Origin of the sequence: Streptomyces sp. L-9-10 (genome assembly GCF_004151105.1) — a bacterium.
Classification (GTDB): domain Bacteria; phylum Actinomycetota; class Actinomycetes; order Streptomycetales; family Streptomycetaceae; genus Streptomyces.
In genome coordinates, this window is sequence record NZ_PHRF01000008.1 from 60,471 (window position 1) to 83,529 (window position 23,059).

The following is a 23,059-nucleotide window of genomic DNA, read 5'->3' on the forward strand; positions in this document are numbered from 1 at the left end:
AGCCGTCACGGCGCGCCTCCGATCAGCGCCAGCAGCCGCGGCCAGCCACGGTCGTGCGCGAATCCTCCGGCGCCCCAGCGCAGCGCGGGCACCGGCACCACCAGCCCTGCCGGATCCCGTTCCAGCACATGCACCTCGGCGATCCTCCGGCGCCCGTCACGGTCCCGTACGAGATGGATCACGACCGACAGCGCGGCCGCCAGCTGGCTGTGCAGCGCCGCCCGGTCGAGGCCGGCCGCCGTTCCCAGCGCCTCCAGACGCGCGGGCACGTCCGCCGCCGTATTCGCGTGTACGGTGCCGCAGCCGCCTTCGTGTCCCGTGTTCAGAGCGGCGAGGAGTTCCGTGACCTCGTGCCCCCGGACCTCGCCGACGACCAGCCGGTCCGGCCGCATCCGCAGCGCCTGTCTGACCAGATCCCGCAGCGTCACCAGGCCCGCGCCCTCCTGGTTGGCCGGCCGGCCCTCCAGCCGCACCACATGCGGATGATCGGGCCTCAACTCGGCTGAGTCCTCGGCCAGTACGATCCGCTCGCGCTCGCCGACCAGACCGAGCAGCGTGGACAGGAGCGTGGTCTTTCCCGTGCCCGTACCGCCACTGATCAGAAACGACAGCCGGGACTCGATCAGCGCCCGCAACACCCGCTCCCCGCCCGGCGGTACCGTCCCCGCCGCAGTCAACTCCGGCAGCGAGAAAGCCTTGGGCCGCACCACCCGCAGCGACAGGCAGGTCGAGCCGACCGCCACCGGCGGCAGCACCGCGTGCATCCGTGTCCCGTCGGGGAGTCGCGCGTCCACCCAGGGTCTGGCGTCATCGAGCCGCCGCCCGGCCACGGCCGCGAGCCGTTGCGCCAGTCTCCGTACGGAGGCGGCGTCGGTGAATGTCACGGCCGTCAGCTCAAGACCGCCGCCCCGGTCCACCCACACCCGGTCGGGCGCGGAGACAAGCACGTCCGTCACCGAGGGGTCGTCGAGAAGCGGCTCCAGAGGGCCCGTCCCCACCAGCTCGCACCGCAACTCCGCCGCGGCGCCGAGCACTTCCGTATCGCCCAGCAACCGTCCCTGAGCCCGCAGCGCCGCCGCCACCCGGGCCGGCGTCGGGTCCGCCCCGCTCTCCGCGAGCCGCTGCCTTACGGCGTCCAGCAGCCCGTACGTCATCGCGCCGCCGCTCATTCCGGCCGTCGCGCCGCCGCTCATGTCGTCCCGCTCCCGTCCCCGGCCCCGGCCAGCGCCCGCTCCCAGAAGGCCGTACAGAACGCGGCGAGTGGTCCTCGCGCCCGGGATCCCGGCGGCGCCCCGCCGTCCTGGGACTCCGACAGACCCGGTTCCAGGGGCAGTTCTCCCACCAGGGGCAGCCGGAGCGCGTCGGCGATCCACCGCTCGTCCAGCCCGGCTGCGTACGGACCACGGACCACCACCCGCAGATCCCTGAGGACCATGCCCACCAGCGAGGCCACCCGGCCGGCCGCGGCGACGGCCCGCAGTTCGGCGGGCACCACCAGCAGCCCCAGATCCAGCTGCGCCAAGGCCTCCGCCACGGCTTCGTCGACGCGCCGGGGAAGATCCACGACCACGACTCCGCCGCGCCTGCGGGCCGCTCCGAGCACCGACCGCATGGCCTCCGGCTGGAGCGTCACCGCATCGCCGCGGTCCCAGCTGAGCACCCGCAGTTCATGGAGCCGGGGCAGCGACTCCTCCAGCGCGCCGCCCGCGACACGTCCCTTGGAAGCGGCGAAATCCGGCCACCTTCTGCCCTCCGCCTGCTCGCCGCCGAGCACCACATCCAGGCCACCGCCGAGCGGATCGGCGTCGATGAGCATCGTGCGCCGGCCCGCGCGCGCCGCGGTGACGGCCAGGGCGCACGCGAGCGTCGAAGCCCCCGCGCCGCCCCGCCCGCCGATCACGCCGACGGTGAGCGCGGGCCGGCCCACCCCTTCGGCGGCGTCCGCGATCCGGTCGACGAGCCAGCTTTCGGCGTCGGGCAGCCTCAGCACGCAGTCCGCGCCGATCTCCACCGCTCGCCGCCACACGCCCGGGTCGTCCTGGTCCCGCCCGACGAGCATCACGTCCCGTCTGCGGGAGGCGCCACGGCACCGCGCCGCCGCGTCATCGCCGACGAGAACCATCGGCGCGTCCTCCCAGCACCCCTTCCGCTCCGGCACCGAATGGTGGACTTGAGGCTCGGCTCCGGCCGCGGCGCAGAGCCTCAGCAGATCATCGAGCAACTCCACATCCTCGGTCAGAATCAGCGGTCCCGCCCCGCCTCCCCCGCCGATCCGCGAACGATCGGATGTCATGGATCCAGCCACGATCTCCGCCCCCTATCTCTTCTTCGATCCGGCTATCCGCGAGCGCTTCTCTCCGCGATCTCGCAGTGATCCGGTATCGGTGATTCCGGCTTCCGCGAACTTCGCGGCAGGAATCACCGTGCAACGCAACAAGAAATCGTGTGGATCTTGCTTGAAAACTGTGGACAACTCACCAGTTGTGAATATCCCGGTAGCTCATACCAGTGACTTCCGGAGAGCAGCGCATTGGCTACACACAGTGACGGACATGCTCGTGGAGGCGCTATCGCGCAGAGAGCTTCAGAAAGGGGGACGAGTGGCTTCGACGAGCCAAAAACGCGTCCGGACATGCGACGACCCCCGCCGGGGGGGAGAGCGGGGGTCGTCCCCACGGCCGACTCGGGGGGGGGAGGAGCCGGACCGGGTTAGCACGGTCGCGAACGATCCGTGACTTCCATGGTGTACCCGAGAGCCTTCTCAGGCAAACCCACGCGCCCCAGCTTACGCCGAATGGTGGGCGCATATGCTCGGCCTCGTGGAAAACCACTCCTTGCCGCGTACAGCAGCCTTCTTTGACCTGGACAAGACGGTCATTGCGAAGTCATCGACGTTGACCTTCAGCAAGTCCTTCTACCAAGGCGGCCTGATCAACCGCCGCGCCGTACTGCGCACCGCATACGCGCAGTTCGTCTTCCTCGCCGGAGGAGCAGATCACGATCAGATGGAGCGGATGCGGGAGTATCTCTCCGCGCTCTGCAAGGGCTGGAACGTCCAGCAGGTCAAAGAGATCGTCGCCGAGACGCTGCACGATCTCATCGACCCGATCATCTACGACGAGGCGGCGTCCCTCATCGAGGACCATCACACCGCCGGCCGCGATGTGGTGATCGTGTCCACCTCCGGCGTGGAGGTCGTCGAACCCATCGGCGATCTGCTCGGCGCCGACCGGGTGGTGGCCACCCGGATGGTCGTCGGCGCCGACGGCTGCTTCACGGGCGAGGTGGAGTACTACGCGTACGGGCCGACCAAGGCCGAGGCGATCAAGGCGCTCGCCGCGTCGGAGGGGTACGACCTCTCCCGCTGCTACGCGTACAGCGATTCCTTCACCGACGTACCGATGCTCCAGTCGGTGGGCCACCCGTACGCGGTCAACCCGGACCGCGCGCTGCGCCGGGAGGCGATGGCGCGCGACTGGCCGATTCTCGTCTTCAACCGGCCCGTACGCCTCAAGCAGCGCCTGCCCGCCTTCTCCATGCCACCCCGGCCGGCTCTGGTGGCGGCGGCAGCGGTGGGCGCGGCCGCCGCGACGGCAGGTCTGGTCTGGTACGCCACCAGGCGACGGCAGTCGACTCTCGCCTGACACCAGCCGGCCTCACGGCCACCGGTCGGCCAGGGGCGCGCGACCCATGACCGTTTTGGCATTATTTGAACCCAAAAGTAAAGAAGTCCGACCAGGGGTTTCGTATCCCTGCGGACAGGAGTAGAAAGGAGTCAACGGCCCGCGAGACCAAGGACATCCGAGAGGATCACCTGTTGTACGCACCAGGCCCCACGGACCGAGCATGAAAACTGAGCACCCACGCGACGTCGACCCGTCGATTACGGGCCAGCCGCACCAGGTGACGGGCGAAGTACCCGACCTGATGGGCAACACAACGAGGACGCTTGGTAACTCGGTGGACGTGCCAGCGGCGGTGCCAATGAGGCGCCGCCGCAACCCTGTTCGGGCCACTTGAGCCGAGGCTACCGTCCCCTTCGGCGCCTGGGCTCAGGCGGCGCCCCGCTGAAGCGCTTCACACACAGCGGTGGACTCCCGGACTCCCAGCTCGATCGCCCGCCCGCAGTGGGTGATCCACGCGGCCATCCCCTCCTGGGTGCCCGACAGATAACCGTCGAAGGCGGCGGCGTACGCCGAGCGCCCCAGTTCCGCGTGCCCCACCTCCGCCGGACACACCGACTTGGGGTCGAGGCCGCTGCCGATCAGCACCACGCGCTCGGCCGCCCGAGCCACCAGGCCGTTGTAGGAGCCGAAGGGGCGCAGCGCCAGCAGTTCGCCGTGCACCACCGCCGCCGTCACCAGGGCAGGTGCCCTGCTCGGCGCGATCGCCAGCCGCGACAGCCCTTCCAGCCGCCCGGCCACCTCGTCCGCCGTCGGCAGCGGTGCCTTGTCCAGCGGTTCCGGCACATCACACTCGGGCGCCTCCACGACCGGTTCGCCCGCCAGCCGGGGCCGCCCCACGGTCTCGTCCGTGACACCCGCGCCCCCCGCGGCCACCAGATGCAACCTGGCGAGCACGCGCAGCGGTGACTGCCCCCAGATGGAGAGGAGTTGACCGGCCTCGGCGTTCAGCCGGAGTGCCGCGCCGACCGTACGGGCCTCGGCCTCCGAACCGAAGTCGCCGCGCCGGCGTACTTCTTCGAGCGCCCAGTCGGCACCGGACAGTGCCGCGGAGCCGCGCGCCGCGCGCAGGGCCGCCTCGGAGGTGACCTCGTTGCTGCGGCGCCGCATCACACGGTGGCTGTAGACGCGGTCGACCGCCTTGCGTACGGAATCCACCGCGTCGGGAACCCCGGGCAAAGAGGCCAGCGCGAGCAGGGGATCCTCCGGCCGGGGCGCGAAGGAGGCGTCAGAGGCAGTCGTACTCATAAGTAGCGAGGCTACGCGCCCAGGCCGCGCACCCCACCTTGGAGTGGTCTTCCTCACTCAACGCGCTCACCTTGAGCGAGATTGCCACTACCCTAGGTGAACATGAAGATCGCTTTCGTGGGCAAGGGCGGCAGCGGCAAGACCACGCTGTCCTCGCTCTTCATCCGTCATCTGACCGCCAACGAAGCCACCGTCGTCGCGGTGGACGCCGACATCAATCAGCACCTCGGGGCCGCGCTCGGCCTCGACGAGTCGGAGGCCGCCGCGCTGCCCGCGATGGGTGCGCATCTTCCGCTGATCAAGGACTATCTGCGGGGCAGCAACCCACGGATCCCGTCGGCCGAAGCGATGATCAAGACGACGCCGCCGGGTGAGGGGTCGCGGCTGCTCCGGGTCGGCGAGAACAATCCGGTGTACGACGCGTGTGCCCGGACCGTCCAGTTGGACGACGGCGAGATCCGGCTGATGGCCACCGGCCCCTTCACCGAGTCCGATCTCGGGGTGAGCTGCTACCACTCCAAGGTCGGCGCGGTCGAGTTGTGCCTGAACCATCTGGTCGACGGCCCGGACGAGTATGTGGTGGTCGACATGACGGCGGGCTCGGACTCGTTCGCGTCCGGGATGTTCACCCGGTTCGACATGACGTTCCTGGTGGCGGAGCCGACGCGCAAGGGCGTGTCCGTGTACCGCCAGTACAAGGAGTACGCGCGGGACTTCGGCGTCTCGCTGAAGGTCATCGGCAACAAGGTCCAGGGGCAGGACGATCTGGACTTCCTGCGCGAGGAGGTCGGCGACGACCTGCTCATCACGGTGGGCCACTCCGACTGGGTCCGGGCGATGGAGAAGGGCCGGCCGATCCGCTTCGAACTCCTGGAGGCGGACAACCGCTGCGCGCTCCAGACGCTCCAGGACGCGGCGGAGGATTCGTACGAGCACCGCGACTGGGAGCGCTACACACGGCAGATGGTCCACTTCCACCTCAGGAACGCGGAGAGCTGGGGCAACGCGAAGACGGGCGTCGACCTTGCCGCGCAGGTCGACCCCGCCTTCGTCCTCGGCGAAGCACTGGCCGTACCCCAGCCCTCCTGAACCCACCGCCCCAGCCCCGCCGGCGGACGGAGTCCGACGCAGCGAACCGAAGCCCTCCTGAAGAGGAGCGCCGAAGCGCCCGCCCTCCGTCCCGCCGTCGGTGCCGTCAGTGCTCTTCGGAGTGGCCTGCCGGGCGGGCGCCCGGGGACGGGCTCTTGGACGCGGGGGCTGCCGCGAGTGCCGTCCAGCCTCCCTTGGGTGCCTTGCCGACGCCGAGGCCGCGGAATTTGTCCAGGGTCTGCGGGTCCTGCGCGTCCAGCCAGTCGGCGAGCTGGCGGAACGTCACACACTGCACCTCTTTCTTGACGCAGACCGTCTTGATCGTGTCCTCGACGGCGGTCATGTACGTGCCGCCGTTCCAGGACTCGAAGTGGTTGCCGATGATCAGCGGCGCGCGGTTCCCGTCATAGGCGCGGTCGAAGGCCTCCAGCAGGCCGTCCCGCATCTGGTTGCCCCAGTACGCGTGCTGCGAGGGATCGCCGTTGACCGTTCCTGACTGGTTGAACATGAAGTTGTAGTCCATCGAGAGCGTCTCGAAATCACGCCCCGGCACGGGGACCAGCTGGAGCGGAATGTCCCAGAGACCGTCCGCCTTCTTCGGCCAGACCTGGTTGCCGATGCCGCTGGAGTCGTAGCGGAACCCCATCGTCTTCGCCGCCCGCATCATGTTCTTCTGCCCTTCCAGGCAGGGCGTGCGGGCGCCGATGACTTCCTTGTCGTAGTCGAAGGGGAGCGGGGCCTCTTCCTTCAGGCCCGCGTTGGTCTTCCAGGTCTTCACAAAGGACTTGGCCTGGTTGATCTCGCTCTTCCACTCATCGACGGACCAGGTGCCGACGCCGCCCTCGTTGCCGCAGAAGTGGCCGTTGAAGTGGGTACCGATCTCATTGCCGTCGTGCCAGGCGCCGCGCAGCTCCCGCAGGGTGTCCTTGATGCCCTGCGCGTCATTGAAACCGATGTCCGAGGTGCCGCGACCGTGCTGCGGCGGGTCGTACAGGTCGGCCTTCTCCTCCGGGAGCAGATAGACGCCGCTCAGGAAGTACGTCATCTTCGCGTTGTACTTCTTGGCCACCCCGCGGAAGTGGGAGAAGAGCTTCTGGCTGTCCTCACCCGCGCCGTCCCAGGAGAACACCACGAACTGTGGTGGTTTCTGACCCGGCTTCAGCCGCTCCGGCTTCGGCAGATGCGGCTGGGCGCCGGTGAACGCGGTTGAGCCGTCGCCGATGAGGTGTGGGGCGTTCTGGGCTCCTGGGGCCCCCTTGGCGCCGTGGGCACCCTTCGGGGCCTCCTTGTCGGCTCCCGGCGATCCGGAACACCCCCCGAGTCCGACGGCGAGCGCCATGACGGCGGCGCCGAAGCCGATTCTCTTTGTGGCGGCCAGCATCCGCCCACCCTCTTCCCTCAGGTTCCAGTACCGAAGTGCCGAGCGGCGACTGCCGGCACGGCGCCGAGCGCCGACAACGTCGCACTGAGACCGATGAGAAGAAGAAACGACAAGCCGTACAAGATCACTAATCACTCCTCCGGGTGAAGCATTGCCCCATTTGCCCCGAAAGTAATGCCGGAGTCTTTACTCTCCATTACGATCTATTTACCGAGTGTTGAGGAAACACGTCCCGCCACTGCACGCCGTGACCCACGGCCGCGCCCCCACGTACCGCGACCGCGCCGCCCCGGAGGAGACGGGAAATATGACTGCCGCCATCCCCACCCGCACCGCCCCCACCGAGCCCGCGTCCCCGTTGGCGCGCCTCTCACGCCTGCGCCGACCGCGCAGACCTCCGCACGAAGACCGCGACGACCGCGGCGGCCAAGGAGGGCGCGGAGGACGCCGGTTCCGCATCGCCGGAGCCGACGTATCCGCATCGATCTCCGTCTTCCTGATCGCACTGCCGCTCTCCCTCGGCATCGCGCTCGCCACCGGCGCACCGCTCCAGGCGGGCCTGGTGGCCGCCGCGGTCGGCGGTCTGGTCGTCGGCCGGCTGGGCGGGGCCCCGCTTCAGGTCAGCGGCCCCGCCGCCGGGCTCACCGTCGTCACCGCCGACCTGATCCAGCAGTTCGGCTGGCGCGTCACCTGTGTCATCACCATCTGCGCCGGGCTCGCCCAACTCGGCCTCGCGGCGCTACGGGTGGCCCGCTCGGCGCTCGCCGTCAGCCCGGCGATCGTGCACGGCATGCTCGCCGGCATCGGCGTCACGATCGCGCTCGCCCAGCTCCATATCGTGCTCGGCGGTACGCCGCAGAGCTCCGCCGTCGACAATGTGCGCGGTCTGCCCGCCCAGTTGGCCAATCTGCATCCGGGCGCGCTCTCCGTAAGCCTGCTGACCATCGCCGTACTGCTCGCCTGGCCTCGGATTCCGGGGCGTACGGGCCGGATCGTACGCAAGATCCCGGGCACACTCGCCGCGGTGGCGATCGCCACGACCCTGGCCGCGCTCGCCGGGGTCGGCCTGGAGCGCGTCGATCTCCCTTCCTGGAGCAGTCATGCCTTGCCCGCGCTGCCCGAGGGGCCGGTGCTCGGACTGCTCGCGGCCGTTCTCACCGTCACTCTGGTCGGGAGCGTCGAATCGCTGCTGTCCGCCGTCGCCGTGGACAAGCTGACGGCGGCACGCAAGAAGCCGGGCGTCCATATCCCGCGCGCCCGGCTGGACCGGGAGCTGGCCGGACAGGGGGCGGGGAATGTCGTCTCGGGCGCGCTCGGCGGCCTGCCCATCACGGGTGTCGCCGTACGCAGCGCCGCCAATGTGGCGTCCGGCGCGGTGAGCCGGCACTCCACCATGCTGCACGGGCTGTGGGTCGCGATCGCGGCCCTGCTGCTGGTGCCCGTGCTGGATCTGATCCCGCTGGCGGCCCTGGCCGCGCTGGTGATGGTCGTCGGGGTCCAGATGGTGAACCTCGTCCATCTGCGCAGCGTGCAGCGGAACCGCGAAATGCTGGTGTACGTGGTGACGCTGGCCGCCGTGGTGTTCACCGGCGTACTGGAAGGCGTGGTGATCGGGATCGCTGTGGCGGTCGCGGTGGCGCTGCACCGGCTCACCAGGACCCGGATCACGGTCGAGGTGCAGGACGGGATCCACCACGTACGCGCGCGGGGCCAGTTGACGTTCCTCGCCGTGCCGCGGCTCAGCCGGGTGCTGCACCAGGTGCCCTGGGACACGGACTGCGTGGTCGAGCTGGACGGCTCTTTCATGGACCACGCGGCGTTCGAGGCCCTGCACGACTGGCAGATGGCTCATATCGCCCACGGGCGGATGGCCGAGTTCACCGGACGGGCGGGCGGCCGGATCGCCGAGCCGGCCACGGAGTCGCCCACCTGCTGCCGGCCCTGGACGCCCTGGCGCAACCACCAGTGCGGGGAGCACTCCCCCGCGCAGCTGAACGCCTCACAGCGTGGAGAGCGGACACGCGTCGCCCCATCCGCAGACGCCCCACCCTCAGACGCCCCACCCTCAGGTGTCCCATCCTCAGGTGTCCCATCCTCAGGTGCCGCGCCCACAGCCGACCCGTCCGCACCCGCCAAGCCCGGGACCGACCCGGCCGCATCCGGCCTCTCCACAGCCGACCTCTCCGGAACCGCGTGGCCAGGAGCGAAGAAGACCGCCATGTGCCACACACTGTCCGCGGGCGCGGCGCGTTCGCCCGGTGTCCGGCAACTGGCCAGCGGGATCAGCTCCTTCCAGCGCAATACGGCCCCGCTGGTACGCGGTGAGCTGGCCCGGCTGGCGCGCGAGGGACAGCGGCCCTCGCAGCTCTTCCTCACCTGTGCCGACTCCCGGCTGATCACGAGCATGATCACGTCCAGTGGTCCGGGCGATCTGTTCACCGTGCGGAACGTGGGGAATCTGGTCCCGCTGCCCGGGGCGGTCGGCGCGGACGATTCGGTGGCCGCGGCGATCGAGTACGCGGTGGACGTGCTGCGCGTCGAATCCATCACCGTGTGCGGGCATTCGGGATGCGGGGCGATGCAGGCCCTGCTGAACACCCCCGCCGACACGGACGGGGACGGGCCCGGGGCCGGTACCCCACTTCGGCGCTGGCTGCGCCACGGGCTGCCCAGCCTGGAGCGGATGCAAAGCGGTCAGCACTCCTGGGCCAGGCTCTCCGGGAGGCTGCCCGCCGACGCGGTCGAGCAGCTCTGTCTGACCAATGTCGTCCAGCAGTTGGAGCATCTGCGGGCCCATGAGTCGGTGGCCCGCCGGCTGGCCGAGGGCACGCTGGAGTTGCACGGCATGTACTTCCATGTCGGCGAGGCCCAGGCGTATCTCCTGGCGGACGAGGTCGGGGTCCGCGGTGACTTCAGCGGCGAAGAGGTGTTCAACCGGGTGGCCCCGACCACGCTGGAGGAGTCGCGCGCCTGAACCGACCTCGTACCGCATCCGTGAGAGTGTGTGGCCCCCTTCCCCACCACCCCGGGGAGGAGGGCCACTTCTCAGTCGGACGCGGGACGGCGGATCCGGGACCGTGTCCCGGCGGATCCGATCCCCATCACACAGGTCTAAACCAATTTCCGGAAGCCCCTTGTCACCCGGGCATTCGCCTGATGAGCTAGGCCCGGGACACATAGGACGCCCTGGGAAAGGGAGATGTCGTGAGCAACGAAAGCCTGGCCAACCTGCTGAAGGAGGAGATGGGAGTATGAGCGAGCAGTCTTCCCTCTCCAACCTGCTCAAGGAGGACCGGCGGTTCGCACCCCCGGCCGAGCTGGCCGCGCACGCCAATGTGACGGCGAGGGCGTACGAGCAGGCCGAGGCGGACAGGCTTGGCTTCTGGGCCGAGCAGGCGAGGCGGCTCACCTGGGTCACCGAGCCGACCGAGACGCTGGACTGGTCGAATCCGCCGTTTGCGAAGTGGTTCGCGGACGGCGAGCTGAACGTCGCCTACAACTGCGTCGATCGCCATGTGGCGGCCGGTAACGGCGACCGCGTGGCCATCCACTTCGAGGGCGAGCCGGGCGACAGCCGCGCGATCACCTACGCGGAGCTGAAGGACGAGGTGTCGCGGGCCGCCAACGCGCTCACCGAGCTGGGGGTGCGCGCGGGCGACCGGGTCGCCGTATATCTGCCGATGATCCCCGAGGCCGCGGTCGCCATGCTGGCCTGCGCCCGGATCGGGGCCGCGCACTCCGTGGTCTTCGGCGGCTTCTCGGCCGACGCTGTCGCCTCCCGTATCCAGGATGCCGACGCCAAGCTGGTGATCACCTCCGACGGTGGCTACCGGCGCGGCAAGCCGAGCGCCCTCAAGCCGGCCATCGACGAGGCCGTGGCCAAGTGCCCGCAGGTCGAGCATGTGCTGGTGGTCCGCCGTACCGGCCAGGACACCGCCTTCGACGACTCCCGTGATGTGTGGTGGCACGACATCGTCGGGCGCCAGTCCCCCGAGCACACCCCCGAGGCGTTCGCCGCGGAGCACCCGCTCTTCATCCTCTACACCTCGGGTACGACGGGTAAGCCCAAGGGCATCCTGCACACCTCGGGCGGCTATCTCACCCAGGCGGCCTACACCCACCACGCCGTCTTCGACCTCAAGCCCGAGACGGACGTGTACTGGTGCACGGCCGACATCGGGTGGGTGACCGGCCACTCGTACATCGTGTACGGGCCGCTCGCCAACGGCGCCACGCAGGTGATGTACGAGGGCACCCCCGACACCCCGCACCAGGGGCGGTTCTGGGAGATCGTGCAGAAGTACGGGGTGACGATCCTCTACACCGCGCCGACCGCGATCCGTACGTTCATGAAGTGGGGCGACGACATCCCCGCGAAGTTCGATCTGACCTCTCTCAGGGTGCTGGGCTCGGTCGGCGAGCCGATCAACCCCGAGGCGTGGATCTGGTACCGCGAGCACATCGGCGCGGGCAAGACCCCGATCGTGGACACCTGGTGGCAGACCGAGACCGGCGCCATGATGATCTCCCCGCTTCCCGGCGTGACGGAGACCAAGCCGGGCTCCGCGCAGCGCGCCCTGCCCGGCATCTCGGCGACCGTCGTGGACGACGAGGCCCGCGAGGTGCCGAACGGGGGCGGCGGCTATCTCGTCCTCACCGAGCCCTGGCCGTCGATGCTGCGCACCATCTGGGGCGACGACCAGCGGTTCATCGACACCTACTGGTCCCGCTTCGAGGGCAAGTACTTCGCCGGGGACGGCGCGAAGAAGGATGACGACGGCGATATCTGGCTGCTGGGGCGGGTGGACGACGTCATGCTCGTCTCCGGCCACAACATCTCGACGACTGAGGTGGAGTCGGCGCTCGTCTCCCACCCCAAGGTCGCCGAGGCCGCCGTGGTCGGTGCCGCGGACGAGACGACCGGCCAGGCCATCGTCGCCTTCGTGATCCTGCGGGGCACGGCCGTCGTCGACGACGGGCTCGTGGCCGAGCTGCGCAACCATGTCGGCACCACGCTCGGGCCGATCGCGAAGCCCAAGCGGATCCTGCCCGTCGCGGAACTGCCCAAGACCCGCTCCGGCAAGATCATGCGGCGCCTGCTGCGGGATATCGCGGAGAACCGCCAGCTCGGCGATGTCACCACGCTCACCGACTCGTCGGTCATGGACCTCATCCAGAGCCAGCTGCCCAGCGCGACCAGCGAGGACTGAGCCGGCCGGTACGACGTACAGAACGCAAGCGGGCGGGGCGTCCGGCATCCGATGCCGGACGCCCCGCTTTGCGCTGCCGTCGCCACTCCCCCTCGCCCAGGACCCCTCGCCCTGGTCCCCTCGCCCAGGTCCCCTCGCCCAGGTCCCCTTGCCCGCTCCCCCTCGCCCCGCGTTCCCCCAGCCCGGCTCCGGTGCGCGCCGGTCGTCGCGTCCGGGTAAAGTAGGCAGCGCGTAAATAACACAACAAGATTTTCAAGGTGCGCCGGGAAGTCTGGTCGGCATGTGATGCGTCATGTCCGCAGATAGACCGGAGGCTCCCTCGTGCCTGTGTCCGCGCCCACCCCCACCGGCCGTAAGTTCCTCGGACGCCTCCCGCTGCCCGAACGGAACTATCTCGCCGAGGCGTTGCGCACGGAGACCGTCGGCGGTGTCCTCCTGCTCGTCGCCGCCATCGCCGCCCTCCTCTGGGCGAACACCCCGCTGAGCCACGGCTACGAGGCCGTACGCGACTTCCACATCGGGCCCTCGGCGCTCGGCCTCGACCTCTCCCTCCAGCACTGGGCGGCCGACGGCCTGCTCGCCATCTTCTTCTTCGTCGCCGGAATCGAGCTGAAGCGCGAACTGGTGGCCGGGGAGCTGCGCGATCCCAGGACAGCCGCGCTCCCCGTGATCGCCGCGCTCTGCGGGATGATCGTGCCCGCCCTGGTCTATGTGCTGGTCAACAAGGCCGGCGGCGGGTCTCTGAGCGGCTGGGCCGTGCCCGTCGCCACCGATATCGCCTTCGCGCTCGCCGTCCTCGCGGTCATCGGCACCTCGCTGCCCTCGGCGCTGCGCGCCTTCCTCCTCACCCTCGCGGTCGTCGACGATCTCTTCGCCATCCTGATCATCGCCGTCTTCTTCACCAGCGATCTGAACTTCGCGGCGCTCGGCGGCGCGGTCGCCGGACTCGTCGTCTTCTGGCTGCTGCTGCGCAAGGGCGTACACGGGTGGTACGTGTATGTCCCGCTGGCGCTGGTCATCTGGGGCCTGATGTACAACAGCGGCGTCCACGCCACCATCGCCGGTGTCGCGATGGGGCTGATGCTGCGCTGCACCAGGCGCGAGGGCGAGGAGCGCTCGCCCGGCGAGCGCATCGAGCATCTGATGCGCCCCGTCTCGGCCGGTCTGGCCGTACCGCTGTTCGCGCTCTTCTCCGCAGGCGTCTCCATATCCGGCGGTGCGCTCGGCAAGGTCTTCACACAGCCGGAGACCCTCGGCGTCGTACTGGGTCTGGTCGTCGGCAAGGCGGTCGGCATCTTCGGCGGCACCTGGCTGGCAGCGCGCTTCACCAGGGCCGAGCTGAACGAGGACCTGGCCTGGCCCGATGTCTTCGCGCTCGCGTCGCTCGCCGGCATCGGATTCACCGTCTCCCTGCTCATCGGCGAGCTGGCGTTCTCGACGGACCCCGCGCTCACCGACGAGGTGAAGGCCGCGGTATTGACCGGCTCGGTCATAGCCGCCGTCCTCTCCGGGGTACTGCTGAAGCTGCGGGTCCGCACGTACCGTGCGCTGTACGAGGAAGAGGAGCGGGACGAGGACCGGGACGGCATCCCCGATATCTACGAACAGGACGATCCTGCGTACCACTTGCGCATGGCTGAGCTGTACGAGTCGAAGGCCGCCGAGCACCGTCGGCTGGCGGAACACGCGGGGGCAGCGCGCGGCGACGGCGACAGTCCGGCATGATCGGACAACGGATTCGTAGCCCAGCGGTCCGTAGCCGAGCAGAGCGAGAAGAGGAGTCACCGATGAGCGACCCCGGCAAGCACGTCGCCGACGCCGTCCGGACCGGCACCGTGATCGAAGCCGCCGCGGGCGACCGCAGCATTGGCCAGCTGGTCGCCTCGGCCACCGCCGAGGTCTCCGCGCTGGTGCACGATGAGATCGCCCTGGCCAAGGCCGAGATCCGACAGGACGTCAAGCGCGGTGTGACGGGCGGAGCCGCCATCACGATCGCGGCGGTGTTCGCTCTGTTCTCCCTGCCGGTACTGAGCTTCGCCGCCGCGTACGGGATCCACAATCTGGGGCTCGGGCTCGCCTGGTCGTTCCTGATCGTGGGCGGAGCGTTTCTGATCCTCGCGGGGCTGCTCGCCGGACTCGCCGTACTGAAATTCAAGAAGGTCAAGCCGCCGGAGAAGTCCATCGCCTCGGCCAAGGAGACGGCGGCGGTACTGCAGAACGTGAAGCCGCACCCCCGCCAGGTCCGGGTAGGCACCAAGTCTGTGGCACGCTCGTCTGCATGACCGCCCCTGAATCCGGCCCCGGCAAGACCTCCGGCACCGCGCCTGACACGGCGCCCGGCACGCCCTCCGGCGGGACCTCAGGAGCGACGCCGGCCTCCGCCGTCCGTCTCGATGGTCCCTGGACCCATCGCGATGTGGCTGCCAATGGTGCGCGCTTCCATATCGCGGAGATGGGCGAGGGGCCGTTGGTATTGCTGCTCCATGGCTTCCCGCAGTTCTGGTGGACCTGGCGCCATCAGCTGTCCGCGCTGGCGGACGCCGGGTACCGCGCGGTGGCCATGGATCTGCGGGGAGTGGGCGGCAGCGACCGTACGCCCCGGGGTTACGACCCCGCCAATCTGGCGCTCGACATCACCGGCGTGGTGCGCTCCCTCGGTGAGCCCGACGCGGCGCTCGTCGGCCACGATCTGGGCGGCTACCTCGCCTGGACGGCGGCCGTGATGCGCCCCAAGCTGGTGCGACGGCTCGCGGTGTCCTCGATGCCGCACCCGCGCCGCTGGCGCTCGGCGATGCTCTCCGACTTCTCGCAGAGCCGTGCCGGCTCGTATATCTGGGGTTTCCAGCGACCGTGGCTGCCGGAACGTCAGCTCGTCGCCGAGGACGCGGCGCTGGTGGGTCAGCTGATCCGGGACTGGTCCGGCCCCCGGTCGCCCGACGACGAGTCGATCGAGATCTACCGGCGCGCGATGACCATCCCGTCGACGGCGCACTGCTCGATCGAGCCGTACCGCTGGATGGTGCGGTCGATGGCACGGCCCGACGGCATCCAGTTCAACCGGCGGATGAAGCGCCCGGTGCGTGTGCCCACGCTCCAGTTGCACGGGTCGCTCGACCCGGCGATGCGGACGCGCAGCACCGCGGGGTCGGCGGAGTATGTGGAAGCGCCCTATCGCTGGCGGCTGTTCGATGGTCTGGGACACTTCCCGCACGAGGAGGACCCCGCCGCGTTCTCCGCGGAACTCATCAACTGGCTCAAGGACCCCGAGCCGGACCGCTGAACCGGGCTGCCGGGCTGCGGCCGAACCGCGGGCAGGACCGCAGGCGGACCGCGGGCGGACCGCGGGCGGACCGCGGGGCGGCGGCTCACACGGGACGGTGAAGAGCGCCGCACCGCCCGTCCCGGTTGTCGCCCTTTGAACGCTTGTCCTACGAACAGCCAAATGCCTCGCGCATAGGCCAATTGGCCCACTCCTGCGCGGTTACCGACCATGGGCCAGGGGCACAGGTCGAAGTATGGGCTGGACGCACGACTACGGTGACGCAGCACGCAACCGCCGCTCGGCCTCTGCGCCGATCACCCACAGAAGGGGCGGCCCCGATGAACAGGGCCATGATCCCCGGCTCGGTATTTCCCTGATCCTCCGCCGCAGAGCGCGCTGGGTCTCGGCCCGGCTGCGTCATCAACGTTCCTGAGGGCGCGTCGCAGTCCCGCACGGCAGACCCTGCTCCGCGCCAGGCCCGGCACACATTCGCCCGGCACACATTCGCCCGGCACACATTGGCTCGGCACGCCTTGGTGGTCCGGCACATGTTGGCCCGCCTTACCGGCCGGACAGGACCTTGGCCCTGTCCGGCCGGACATGGCCAAGGGGGCGCATCCCTAGAGGGCGCATCCCTGGGTGTCGACCTGCTGGTTGGCGTTCCGGCCGAGGGCGATGTCGTCGCGGATCTCGTCCGCCGTCAGCGCGTAGCCGGTCTGGGGGTCGTCGAGCGACCTGGCGAAGATCACTCCGTACACCTTGCCCTCGGTGGTGAGGAGCGGGCCTCCGGAGTTGCCCTGGCGTACGTTCGCGAAGAGTGAGTAGACATCGCGCCGGACCTCGCCGCGGCGGTAGATGTCGGGGCCGTTGGCGTCGATACGGCCTCGGACGCGCGCGGAGCGTACGTCGTACGAGCCGTTCTCCGGGAAGCCCGCGACGATCGCTCCGTCGCCGCTGTCCGCGTCCTTGTCGGTGAACTGGAGCGGTTCGGCGGGGAGGTTCGGCACGTCGAGTACGGCGATGTCGCGCTGCCAGTCGTAGAGGACGACCTTGGCGTCGTACAGCCGGCCCTCACCGCCTATCTGGACGGTGGGCTCCTCCACGCCGCCGACCACATGCGCGTTGGTCATCACGCGGCGCTCGGCGAAGACGAAGCCGGAGCCTTCGAGGACCTTGCCGCAGCTGGGCGCCGTACCGACGACCTTGACGATCGACTGCCGGGCGCGCGCCGCCACCGGGCTGCCCGCGAGCGCCGGGTCCGGGGCCTGGACCTCGGTGATGGGCTCATTGGCGAACGGACTGAAGACCTGCGGGAAGCCGTTCTGGGCGAGGACCGACGAGAAGTCCGTGAACCAGCTGGACGCCTGGGGGGGCATCACGCGGGAGACCCCGAGCAGCACCTTCGAGCCGCGGACCTCCTTGCCGAGCGTCGGCAGCGAGGTCCCGGCGAGGGCGGAGCCGATCAGCCAGGCCACCAGCAGCATGGCGACGACATTGACCAGCGCGCCGCCGGTGGCGTCCAGGGCGCGGGCAGGCGACCACGTGATGTAGCGGCGCAGCTTGTTGCCGAGGTGGGTGGTGAAGGCCTGGCCGACAGAGGCACAGACGATCACTATGACGATCGCGACGACGGCGGCCGTGGTGGAGACCTCGGAGTCCGCGGTCATCTTCGCCCAGACCACGGGCAGCAGATAGACCGCCACGAGACCGCCGCCGAGGAAGCCGATCACGGACAGGATGCCCACCACGAAACCCTGGCGGTAGCCGACGACCGCGAACCATACGGCGGCGAGCAGCAGCAGGATGTCCAGCACGTTCACCGTCAATAGCCTCGCTTGCCTCGCGGATACGTCTCCGGTCGCCCCGCCCGGTCGGCGGGTGGCCCCGCCCGGCGGTCGCCACGGGGGCTCCGGCGGCCCTCGCGGCCGGTGGCGGAGCCGCCGCGGTCAGGGACCTCCGAAGGGCGGAGCATGGGGGTCAGCCTGTCATGCACGCCAGTCCAGCGGGACCTGCTTCGAGCGGTCCCACGGCTGCTCCCAGCCCGCGAAATACAGGATCCGGTCGATCACTCCGGCCGTAAAGCCCCAGACCAGGGCAGATGCGACCATAAAGGCGGGGCCGCGGTAACCGCTGGGGTGGCGGGCGGTCGCGCGGTTGGCCGGGTCCGTGAGATCCGCCACGGGGACGGTGAAGACCCGGGCGGTCTCGCCGGGGTCGACGACACCGACGGGAGTGGGGTTGCGCCACCAGCCGAGCACGGGGGTCACGACGAACTCGCTCACCGGGATGTAGAGCTTGGGCAGCACGCCGAAGAGCTGGACCCCGGACGGGTCGAGACCGGTCTCCTCCTCGGCCTCGCGCAGGGCCGCCCGCAGCGGTCCCGTGGTGGCCGGGTCGCCGTCCTCGGGGTCGAGGGAACCTCCGGGGAAGGCGGGCTGTCCGGGATGCGAGCGCAGGCTGCTGGCGCGTTCCATCAGCAGCAGCTCGGGGCCCCGGGGGCCCTCGCCGAAGAGGATCAGGACGGCGGACTGCCGGCCGCCGCTCTCGGGCGGCAGAAAGCGGCTGAGCTCCTCCGGCGCGACGGTCCGCGAGGCACGCATGACGGGCGTCAGCCAGTCGGGCAGCCCTTCGGTGGTCACGGCGACCCCGGTCGTCGCCGGGTCGCCGTAGGTCTCGCCCGCTCGGTACGCCTCTCCGGCTCGGTACGCCTCTTTACCTCGGTAGGTCTCTTCAGACCGGTAGGTCTCTTCAGCTCGCGTCATAGGCACCCCTGTCGGACAACGCCTGCCGTCGGCCGGATCGTTCCGCCCTCATCCGGCTCCACTCGTTCGTGCCTGCTGGTCCGGCACTTCATACGGCGCGGGCCGCTCGGCTATTCAACGCGCGCCGGGGCCGGTTTCCCCGGGTAGTCGGCGGGCGGGCTCAGACGCTGGCCCGGGTAGCCGCCCATCTCGTACTTCAGCAGCTTGCGCGCCTTCTCCGGGTCCGTCTCGCCCTCTCCGTAGGAGGGGCAGAGATGTGCGATCGGACAGGCACCGCAGGCCGGCTTCCGGGAGTGGCAGATACGGCGGCCGTGGAAGATCACCCGGTGCGAGAGCATCGTCCACTCGCTCTTGGGGAAGATCGCGGCGATCTCCGCCTCGACCTTCTCCGGGTCCTCCTGCTCCGTCCACTTCCAGCGGCGGACCAGCCGGCCGAAGTGGGTGTCGACCGTGAGCCCGGGGACGCCGAAGGCATTGCCGAGAACGACGTTCGCCGTCTTGCGGCCCACGCCGGGCAGCGACACCAGATCGTCCAGCCGGCCCGGGACCTCGCCGCCGAACCGGTCACGCAGGGCGGTGGACAGGCCGATGAGCGACTTCGCCTTGGCACGGAAGAAGCCCGTCGGGCGGATGGCCTCTTCCAGCTCCTCCGGCACGGCCGCGGCCATGTCCTCGGGGGTCGGGTACTTCGCGAAGACCGCGGGCGTCGTCTGATTGACCCGCAGATCGGTCGTCTGGGCGGACAGGACCGTCGCCACCAGCAGCTCGAACGGGTTCCGGAAGTCCAGCTCGGGATGGGCGTACGGATAGACCTCGGCCAGCTCGCGGTTTATCCGGCGGGCCCGGCGGACCATCGCCAGATGCGATTCCGGCTTGGCGGCGGGCTTGCCGGCGGACTCGGTCGTCGGCTTGCCGGCGGACTTGGCCGTCGGCTTGGCAGGCTTGGCCGTCGGCTTGGCAGGCTTGGCCGTCGGCTTGGTGACGGACTTGGCCGTCCGCTTGGCGGACTTCGCGGTCGGCTCGGCGGACGTACCGGTCGGCTCGGCGGCCGCCGCATTGTCCGCCGGGGCCTTGACCGGCTTGACCGTTGACCCTTTTGCGGCTTTTTTCCGTTTCGCTGAAGGCTGTTCGCCCACAGCGGAATTCTGCTCCGCGGACACTCTTCCAGCCCCCTTGGCCTGCGCTGTCACCGGCGAGTTGGACACCCGGCCAGCGTAAAGCCCCGCACTGACATCCGCCCCGGCGACGGCCGATCGCCACCCGAATCGGCACCCGGGGCACAGTTGGGCACGCGCGTACGTCAAACTTGTGACTGATCGCACGGTTTCGAACAACCGGAATTCGGTAGCGGGCCAATCAGCCCGGGGATGCCAAGCCACCCGAGAACAAGCGGTACGTACGGCATCATGGGGACCACGGTCCCTGAGCAGGTGGGGACCACAGTTCCCTGAGCAGGTCCGACAAGGAGAGAACACGTGGACGACGTTCTGCGGCGTGCCCCGCTCTTCGCGGCGCTCGATGACGAGCAGGCGGCGGAGCTCCGCGCCTCGATGAGTGAAGCGACGCTCGCGCGCGGTGACGCGCTCTTCCACGAGGGCGACCCGGGCGACCGCCTCTATGTGGTCACCGAGGGCAAGGTCAAACTCCACCGCACCTCCCCCGACGGCCGGGAGAACATGCTGGCCGTACTCGGCCCCGGCGAACTGATCGGCGAGCTGTCCCTCTTCGACCCCGGCCCGCGCACCGCCACCGCGAGCGCGCTCACCGAGGTCAAGCTCCTCGGGCTCGGCCATGGCGACCTCCAGCCCTGGCTGAACGCCCGCCCGGAAGTGGCCACGGCCCTGCTGCGCGCGGTCGCGCGCCGACTGCGCAAGACGAACGACCAGATGTCCGACCTGGTCTTCTCCGATGTCCCGGGCCGCGTGGCCCGCGCGCTCCTCGACCTGTCGCGCCGTTTCGGCGTCCAGTCGGAGGAAGGCATCCATGTCGTCCACGACCTGACGCAGGAAGAGCTGGCCCAGTTGGTCGGCGCCTCCCGCGAGACGGTCAACAAGGCGCTCGCCGACTTCGCGCAGCGCGGCTGGCTGCGCCTTGAGGCGCGCGCGGTGATCCTGCTGGACGTGGAGCGCCTCGCGAAGCGCTCGCGCTGACACCCCACACACGCCGCACTCTCCGAAGGGCTCCGCCTCCTCCTGGCGGGGCCCTTCGCCGCTCCATCCCGCGGATCAGGCCCGCGGATCAGGCCCGCGGATCGGGCCCGCGGATCGGGCCCCTCAAATCCGGCCCTCAGATCAGACCGTGCTCGCGCAGATACTCCAGCTGCGCCCTCACGGACAGTTCGGCCGCCGGCCACAGGGACCTGTCCACCCCCGCGTACACATGCGCCACCACCTCGGCGGGCGTACGGTGCCCGTTCTCCACGGCCGTCTCGACCTGGGCGAGCCGGTTGGCGCGATGGGCGAGATAGAACTCCACCGCGCCCTGGGCGTCGTCCAGGACAGGCCCATGGCCCGGCAGGACCGTATGGACCCCGTCGTCGACCGTGAGCGAGCGCAGCCGACGGAGCGAGTCGAGGTAGTCGCCGAGCCTGCCGTCCGGGTGGGCGACGAGTGTCGTACCCCGGCCGAGGACGGTGTCGCCGGTGAGCACCGCGCGATCGGCGGGCAGATGGAAGGAGAGCGAGTCGGCGGTGTGCCCCGGGGTGGGCACCACGCGCAGCTCAAGACCGCCGGTGGTGATGACGTCCCCGGCCGCGAGTCCCTCGTCCCCCAGCCGCAGCGCCGGGTCCAGGGCGCGGACAGCGGTACGGGTGAGCGCGGCGAACCGCGCCGCGCCGGCCGCGTGGTCCGGGTGGCCATGGGTGAGGAGGGTCAGGGCGATCCGTTTCCCGGCCTTCTCCGCGACATCGATGACCGCTTGGAGATGGAGTTCGTCGAGGGGGCCCGGGTCGATCACGACCGCCGAGTCCGCGTCCGGCTCCGAGACGATCCAGGTGTTGGTGCCGTCGAGGGTCATCGCCGAGGCGTTCGGGGCGAGGACGTTCATGGCGCGGGCCGTGACGGGGCCGGAGAGCACCCCGCCTCGCGGCTGGCCCGGGAGGGCGGCGGCGTCGGTCATCGGGAACCTCCGGACGGAGTGTGCGTCTGCGTCTCGGTCTCCGTCGCCGTCTGACCGGGGCTCTGGCTCGCGCTCTGGCGTGGCCCTTGGCTCGGGCTCGGGCTCGGGCTCGGGCTCAGATGCGGGCTCGGGCTCTGCTTCTGCTCGCTCGGACGCGAGTCCACGCGCTTGGTGAACTCCTCGTGGCCGGGCCAGCTGAGCACCAGCTCCTCGCCCTCCATCCGGGCCGTGGCCAGCACCGGCGTCAGATCGCGGCTGTCGGAACCGGCGAGCGCCTCGTCGGCCGAACCGTACGACTGGAGCTGACGCAGCGTCGCGACGGTCGGCGGCATCATCAGCAGCTCGCCCCGGTCGTACGCCTCCGTCGCCTCGGCCGGTCGGATCCACACCGTACGGTCGGCCTCCGTGGAGGCGTTCCTGGTCCGCTGGCCTGGTGGCAGCGCGGCCACGAAGAACCAGGTGTCGTAGCGGCGCGGTTCGAACTCGGGGGTGATCCAGCGGGCCCACGCGCCGAGCAGGTCGCTGCGCAGCACCAGTCCGCGCCGGTTGAGGAAGTCGGCGAACGACAGTTCGTGCCCGGCGAGGGCGTCGCGGTCGGCCTCCCAGTCGTCGCCCGTGGTGTCGCCGACGACGGTCCCCGCGGTCTCCCCGGCGAGCAGGACACCGGCCTCCTCGTAGGTCTCGCGGACCGCCGCGCACACGATGGCCTGCGCGGACGCGGCGTCGACGCCGAGCCGGCGCGCCCATACGTCACGGCCGGGGCCGGCCCAGCCGACGGTCCCGTCGTCGTCCCGCGGGTCGACTCCGCCGCCGGGGTACGCGTACGCGCCCGCGGCGAACGCCATGGAGGCGCGGCGCCGCAGCATATGGACGGCGGGGCCGGCGGGATCGTCGCGCAGGAGCATCACGGTCGCGGCCCGCCGGGGAGTCATCGCGGTGATCTCACCGGCGGCGAGGGCACGGATCCGCACGGGCCATTCGGGCGGGTACCACTGACCATTGGGCATGGCCGGATGCTATGCGCTGGCGCGGGGATGTTCGAGAGGCACTGGAAGGCATGTGTTGCGGCACCACGTACAGCACGATCCCACCCGGTGCGTCTCACATACACGCACCAGGCAGGATCTCCGGCCATGCACTGGCCGTGCGGCGGGCGCGGGACGCGTGCCGAGAAGCGACCGGCCCGTGTCCACAAGCCACAGGCCCGCGCTCAGCCGCCGCCCGGCCCACGCCCGGCCCCGTCGTACGGCCTGCGCTCAGCCGCCGCCCGGTCCGTCCTAACCAGCCCGTCGCCCGGCCCGCCGCCC

The 23,059-nt window shown here is 70.2% G+C and carries 18 protein-coding genes; 9 read left to right on the forward strand and 9 right to left on the reverse strand.

The window, feature by feature from the left end; translation table 11 throughout:
• Positions 1-5: 5 nt before the first annotated feature.
• Positions 6-1,154: a TadA family conjugal transfer-associated ATPase gene (locus CU044_RS02200; RefSeq protein WP_129766784.1), complete on the reverse strand. Its 1,149-nt coding sequence runs from the start codon at positions 1,152-1,154 to the stop codon at positions 6-8.
• Between the two features lie 35 nt (positions 1,155-1,189).
• On the reverse strand, positions 1,190-2,293 hold the full coding sequence (gene ssd / locus CU044_RS02205) for a septum site-determining protein Ssd (protein ID WP_129766722.1): 1,104 nt from the start codon (positions 2,291-2,293) through the stop codon (positions 1,190-1,192).
• Between the two features lie 514 nt (positions 2,294-2,807).
• On the opposite strand from ssd, the gene CU044_RS02210 reads away from it, so the two are divergent.
• Positions 2,808-3,644, forward strand: a complete 837-nt coding sequence (locus CU044_RS02210) for an HAD-IB family hydrolase (protein ID WP_129766723.1) — start codon at positions 2,808-2,810, stop codon at positions 3,642-3,644.
• Between the two features lie 408 nt (positions 3,645-4,052).
• On the opposite strand, the gene CU044_RS02215 is transcribed toward CU044_RS02210, so the two are convergent.
• Entirely contained in the window at positions 4,053-4,931 is an 879-nt protein-coding gene (locus CU044_RS02215) for an oxidoreductase (RefSeq protein WP_129766724.1), read from the reverse strand.
• 102 nt (positions 4,932-5,033) lie between these two features.
• On the opposite strand from CU044_RS02215, the gene CU044_RS02220 reads away from it, so the two are divergent.
• Entirely contained in the window at positions 5,034-6,020 is a 987-nt protein-coding gene (locus CU044_RS02220) for an ATP-binding protein (protein ID WP_129766725.1), read from the forward strand.
• A 106-nt stretch (positions 6,021-6,126) separates the two neighbouring features.
• Here CU044_RS02220 and CU044_RS02225 read toward each other — a convergent pair whose 3' ends face one another.
• On the reverse strand, positions 6,127-7,401 hold the full coding sequence (locus tag CU044_RS02225; RefSeq protein ID WP_129766726.1) for a hypothetical protein: 1,275 nt from the start codon (positions 7,399-7,401) through the stop codon (positions 6,127-6,129).
• 307 nt (positions 7,402-7,708) lie between these two features.
• Between CU044_RS02225 and CU044_RS02230 the strand changes: the two genes are divergently transcribed.
• The 6 genes from CU044_RS02230 (at position 7,709) to CU044_RS39275 (ending at position 16,306) form a co-directional block, all read left to right on the forward strand.
• A complete protein-coding gene (locus CU044_RS02230) occupies positions 7,709-10,375 on the forward strand; it encodes a SulP family inorganic anion transporter (protein WP_129766727.1) in 2,667 nt (888 codons plus the stop codon).
• A gap of 277 nt (positions 10,376-10,652) precedes the next feature.
• A complete protein-coding gene (gene acs / locus CU044_RS02235; RefSeq protein WP_129766728.1) occupies positions 10,653-12,611 on the forward strand; it encodes an acetate--CoA ligase in 1,959 nt (652 codons plus the stop codon).
• Positions 12,612-12,938: 327 nt separating this feature from the next.
• Entirely contained in the window at positions 12,939-14,336 is a 1,398-nt protein-coding gene (nhaA, locus tag CU044_RS02240) for a Na+/H+ antiporter NhaA (protein WP_129766788.1), read from the forward strand.
• Positions 14,337-14,398: 62 nt separating this feature from the next.
• The gene (locus CU044_RS02245; RefSeq protein ID WP_129766729.1) at positions 14,399-14,893 is read left to right on the forward strand and encodes a phage holin family protein; all 495 of its coding nucleotides are present in this window, start codon (positions 14,399-14,401) and stop codon (positions 14,891-14,893) included.
• Complete coding sequence (locus CU044_RS02250) at positions 14,890-15,891, forward strand: alpha/beta hydrolase (protein ID WP_129766730.1); 1,002 nt, start codon at positions 14,890-14,892, stop codon at positions 15,889-15,891. Before CU044_RS02245 ends, CU044_RS02250 begins: the two co-directional genes overlap by 4 nt.
• 235 nt (positions 15,892-16,126) lie before the next feature.
• Complete coding sequence (locus CU044_RS39275) at positions 16,127-16,306, forward strand: hypothetical protein (RefSeq protein ID WP_129766731.1); 180 nt, start codon at positions 16,127-16,129, stop codon at positions 16,304-16,306.
• A 187-nt stretch (positions 16,307-16,493) separates the two neighbouring features.
• Here CU044_RS39275 and CU044_RS02260 read toward each other — a convergent pair whose 3' ends face one another.
• The 3 genes from CU044_RS02260 to nth form a co-directional block, all read right to left on the reverse strand.
• Positions 16,494-17,693 carry a MarP family serine protease gene (locus CU044_RS02260; RefSeq protein WP_129766732.1) on the reverse strand — a complete coding sequence of 400 codons (1,200 nt, stop codon included), beginning with the start codon at positions 17,691-17,693 and terminating at the stop codon, positions 16,494-16,496.
• A 165-nt stretch (positions 17,694-17,858) separates the two neighbouring features.
• Positions 17,859-18,635: a CoA pyrophosphatase gene (locus CU044_RS02265; RefSeq protein WP_129766733.1), complete on the reverse strand. Its 777-nt coding sequence runs from the start codon at positions 18,633-18,635 to the stop codon at positions 17,859-17,861.
• Positions 18,636-18,745: 110 nt separating this feature from the next.
• Positions 18,746-19,771 (reverse strand): endonuclease III, encoded by a 1,026-nt coding sequence (gene nth / locus CU044_RS02270; protein ID WP_165371759.1) that lies wholly within the window; start codon positions 19,769-19,771, stop codon positions 18,746-18,748.
• A 339-nt stretch (positions 19,772-20,110) separates the two neighbouring features.
• Here nth and CU044_RS02275 point away from each other — a divergent pair, with 339 nt between their 5' ends.
• Positions 20,111-20,785, forward strand: a complete 675-nt coding sequence (locus CU044_RS02275; protein ID WP_030353254.1) for a Crp/Fnr family transcriptional regulator — start codon at positions 20,111-20,113, stop codon at positions 20,783-20,785.
• 136 nt (positions 20,786-20,921) lie between these two features.
• Here CU044_RS02275 and CU044_RS02280 read toward each other — a convergent pair whose 3' ends face one another.
• Positions 20,922-21,752 carry an MBL fold metallo-hydrolase gene (locus CU044_RS02280; RefSeq protein ID WP_129766735.1) on the reverse strand — a complete coding sequence of 277 codons (831 nt, stop codon included), beginning with the start codon at positions 21,750-21,752 and terminating at the stop codon, positions 20,922-20,924.
• On the reverse strand, positions 21,749-22,759 hold the full coding sequence (locus CU044_RS02290; protein WP_240045286.1) for an NUDIX hydrolase: 1,011 nt from the start codon (positions 22,757-22,759) through the stop codon (positions 21,749-21,751). The genes CU044_RS02280 and CU044_RS02290 overlap by 4 nt, the downstream gene beginning before the upstream one ends.
• Between the last annotated feature and the right edge of the window lie 300 nt (positions 22,760-23,059).

Coding starts and splice junctions, on each gene's coding strand:
- acs (WP_129766728.1), top strand. CDS start 10,653: ATGAGCGAGCAGTCTTCCCTCTCCAACCTGCTCAAGGAGGACCGGCGG.
- CU044_RS02290 (WP_240045286.1), bottom strand. CDS start 22,759: ATGCCCAATGGTCAGTGGTACCCGCCCGAATGGCCCGTGCGGATCCGT.
- CU044_RS02210 (WP_129766723.1), top strand. CDS start 2,808: ATGCTCGGCCTCGTGGAAAACCACTCCTTGCCGCGTACAGCAGCCTTC.
- CU044_RS02250 (WP_129766730.1), top strand. CDS start 14,890: ATGACCGCCCCTGAATCCGGCCCCGGCAAGACCTCCGGCACCGCGCCT.
- ssd (WP_129766722.1), bottom strand. CDS start 2,293: ATGACATCCGATCGTTCGCGGATCGGCGGGGGAGGCGGGGCGGGACCG.
- CU044_RS02280 (WP_129766735.1), bottom strand. CDS start 21,752: ATGACCGACGCCGCCGCCCTCCCGGGCCAGCCGCGAGGCGGGGTGCTC.
- CU044_RS02265 (WP_129766733.1), bottom strand. CDS start 18,635: ATGACGCGAGCTGAAGAGACCTACCGGTCTGAAGAGACCTACCGAGGT.
- CU044_RS02245 (WP_129766729.1), top strand. CDS start 14,399: ATGAGCGACCCCGGCAAGCACGTCGCCGACGCCGTCCGGACCGGCACC.
- CU044_RS39275 (WP_129766731.1), top strand. CDS start 16,127: ATGGGCTGGACGCACGACTACGGTGACGCAGCACGCAACCGCCGCTCG.
- CU044_RS02215 (WP_129766724.1), bottom strand. CDS start 4,931: ATGAGTACGACTGCCTCTGACGCCTCCTTCGCGCCCCGGCCGGAGGAT.
- CU044_RS02225 (WP_129766726.1), bottom strand. CDS start 7,401: ATGCTGGCCGCCACAAAGAGAATCGGCTTCGGCGCCGCCGTCATGGCG.
- CU044_RS02200 (WP_129766784.1), bottom strand. CDS start 1,154: ATGACGTACGGGCTGCTGGACGCCGTAAGGCAGCGGCTCGCGGAGAGC.
- CU044_RS02220 (WP_129766725.1), top strand. CDS start 5,034: ATGAAGATCGCTTTCGTGGGCAAGGGCGGCAGCGGCAAGACCACGCTG.
- CU044_RS02230 (WP_129766727.1), top strand. CDS start 7,709: ATGACTGCCGCCATCCCCACCCGCACCGCCCCCACCGAGCCCGCGTCC.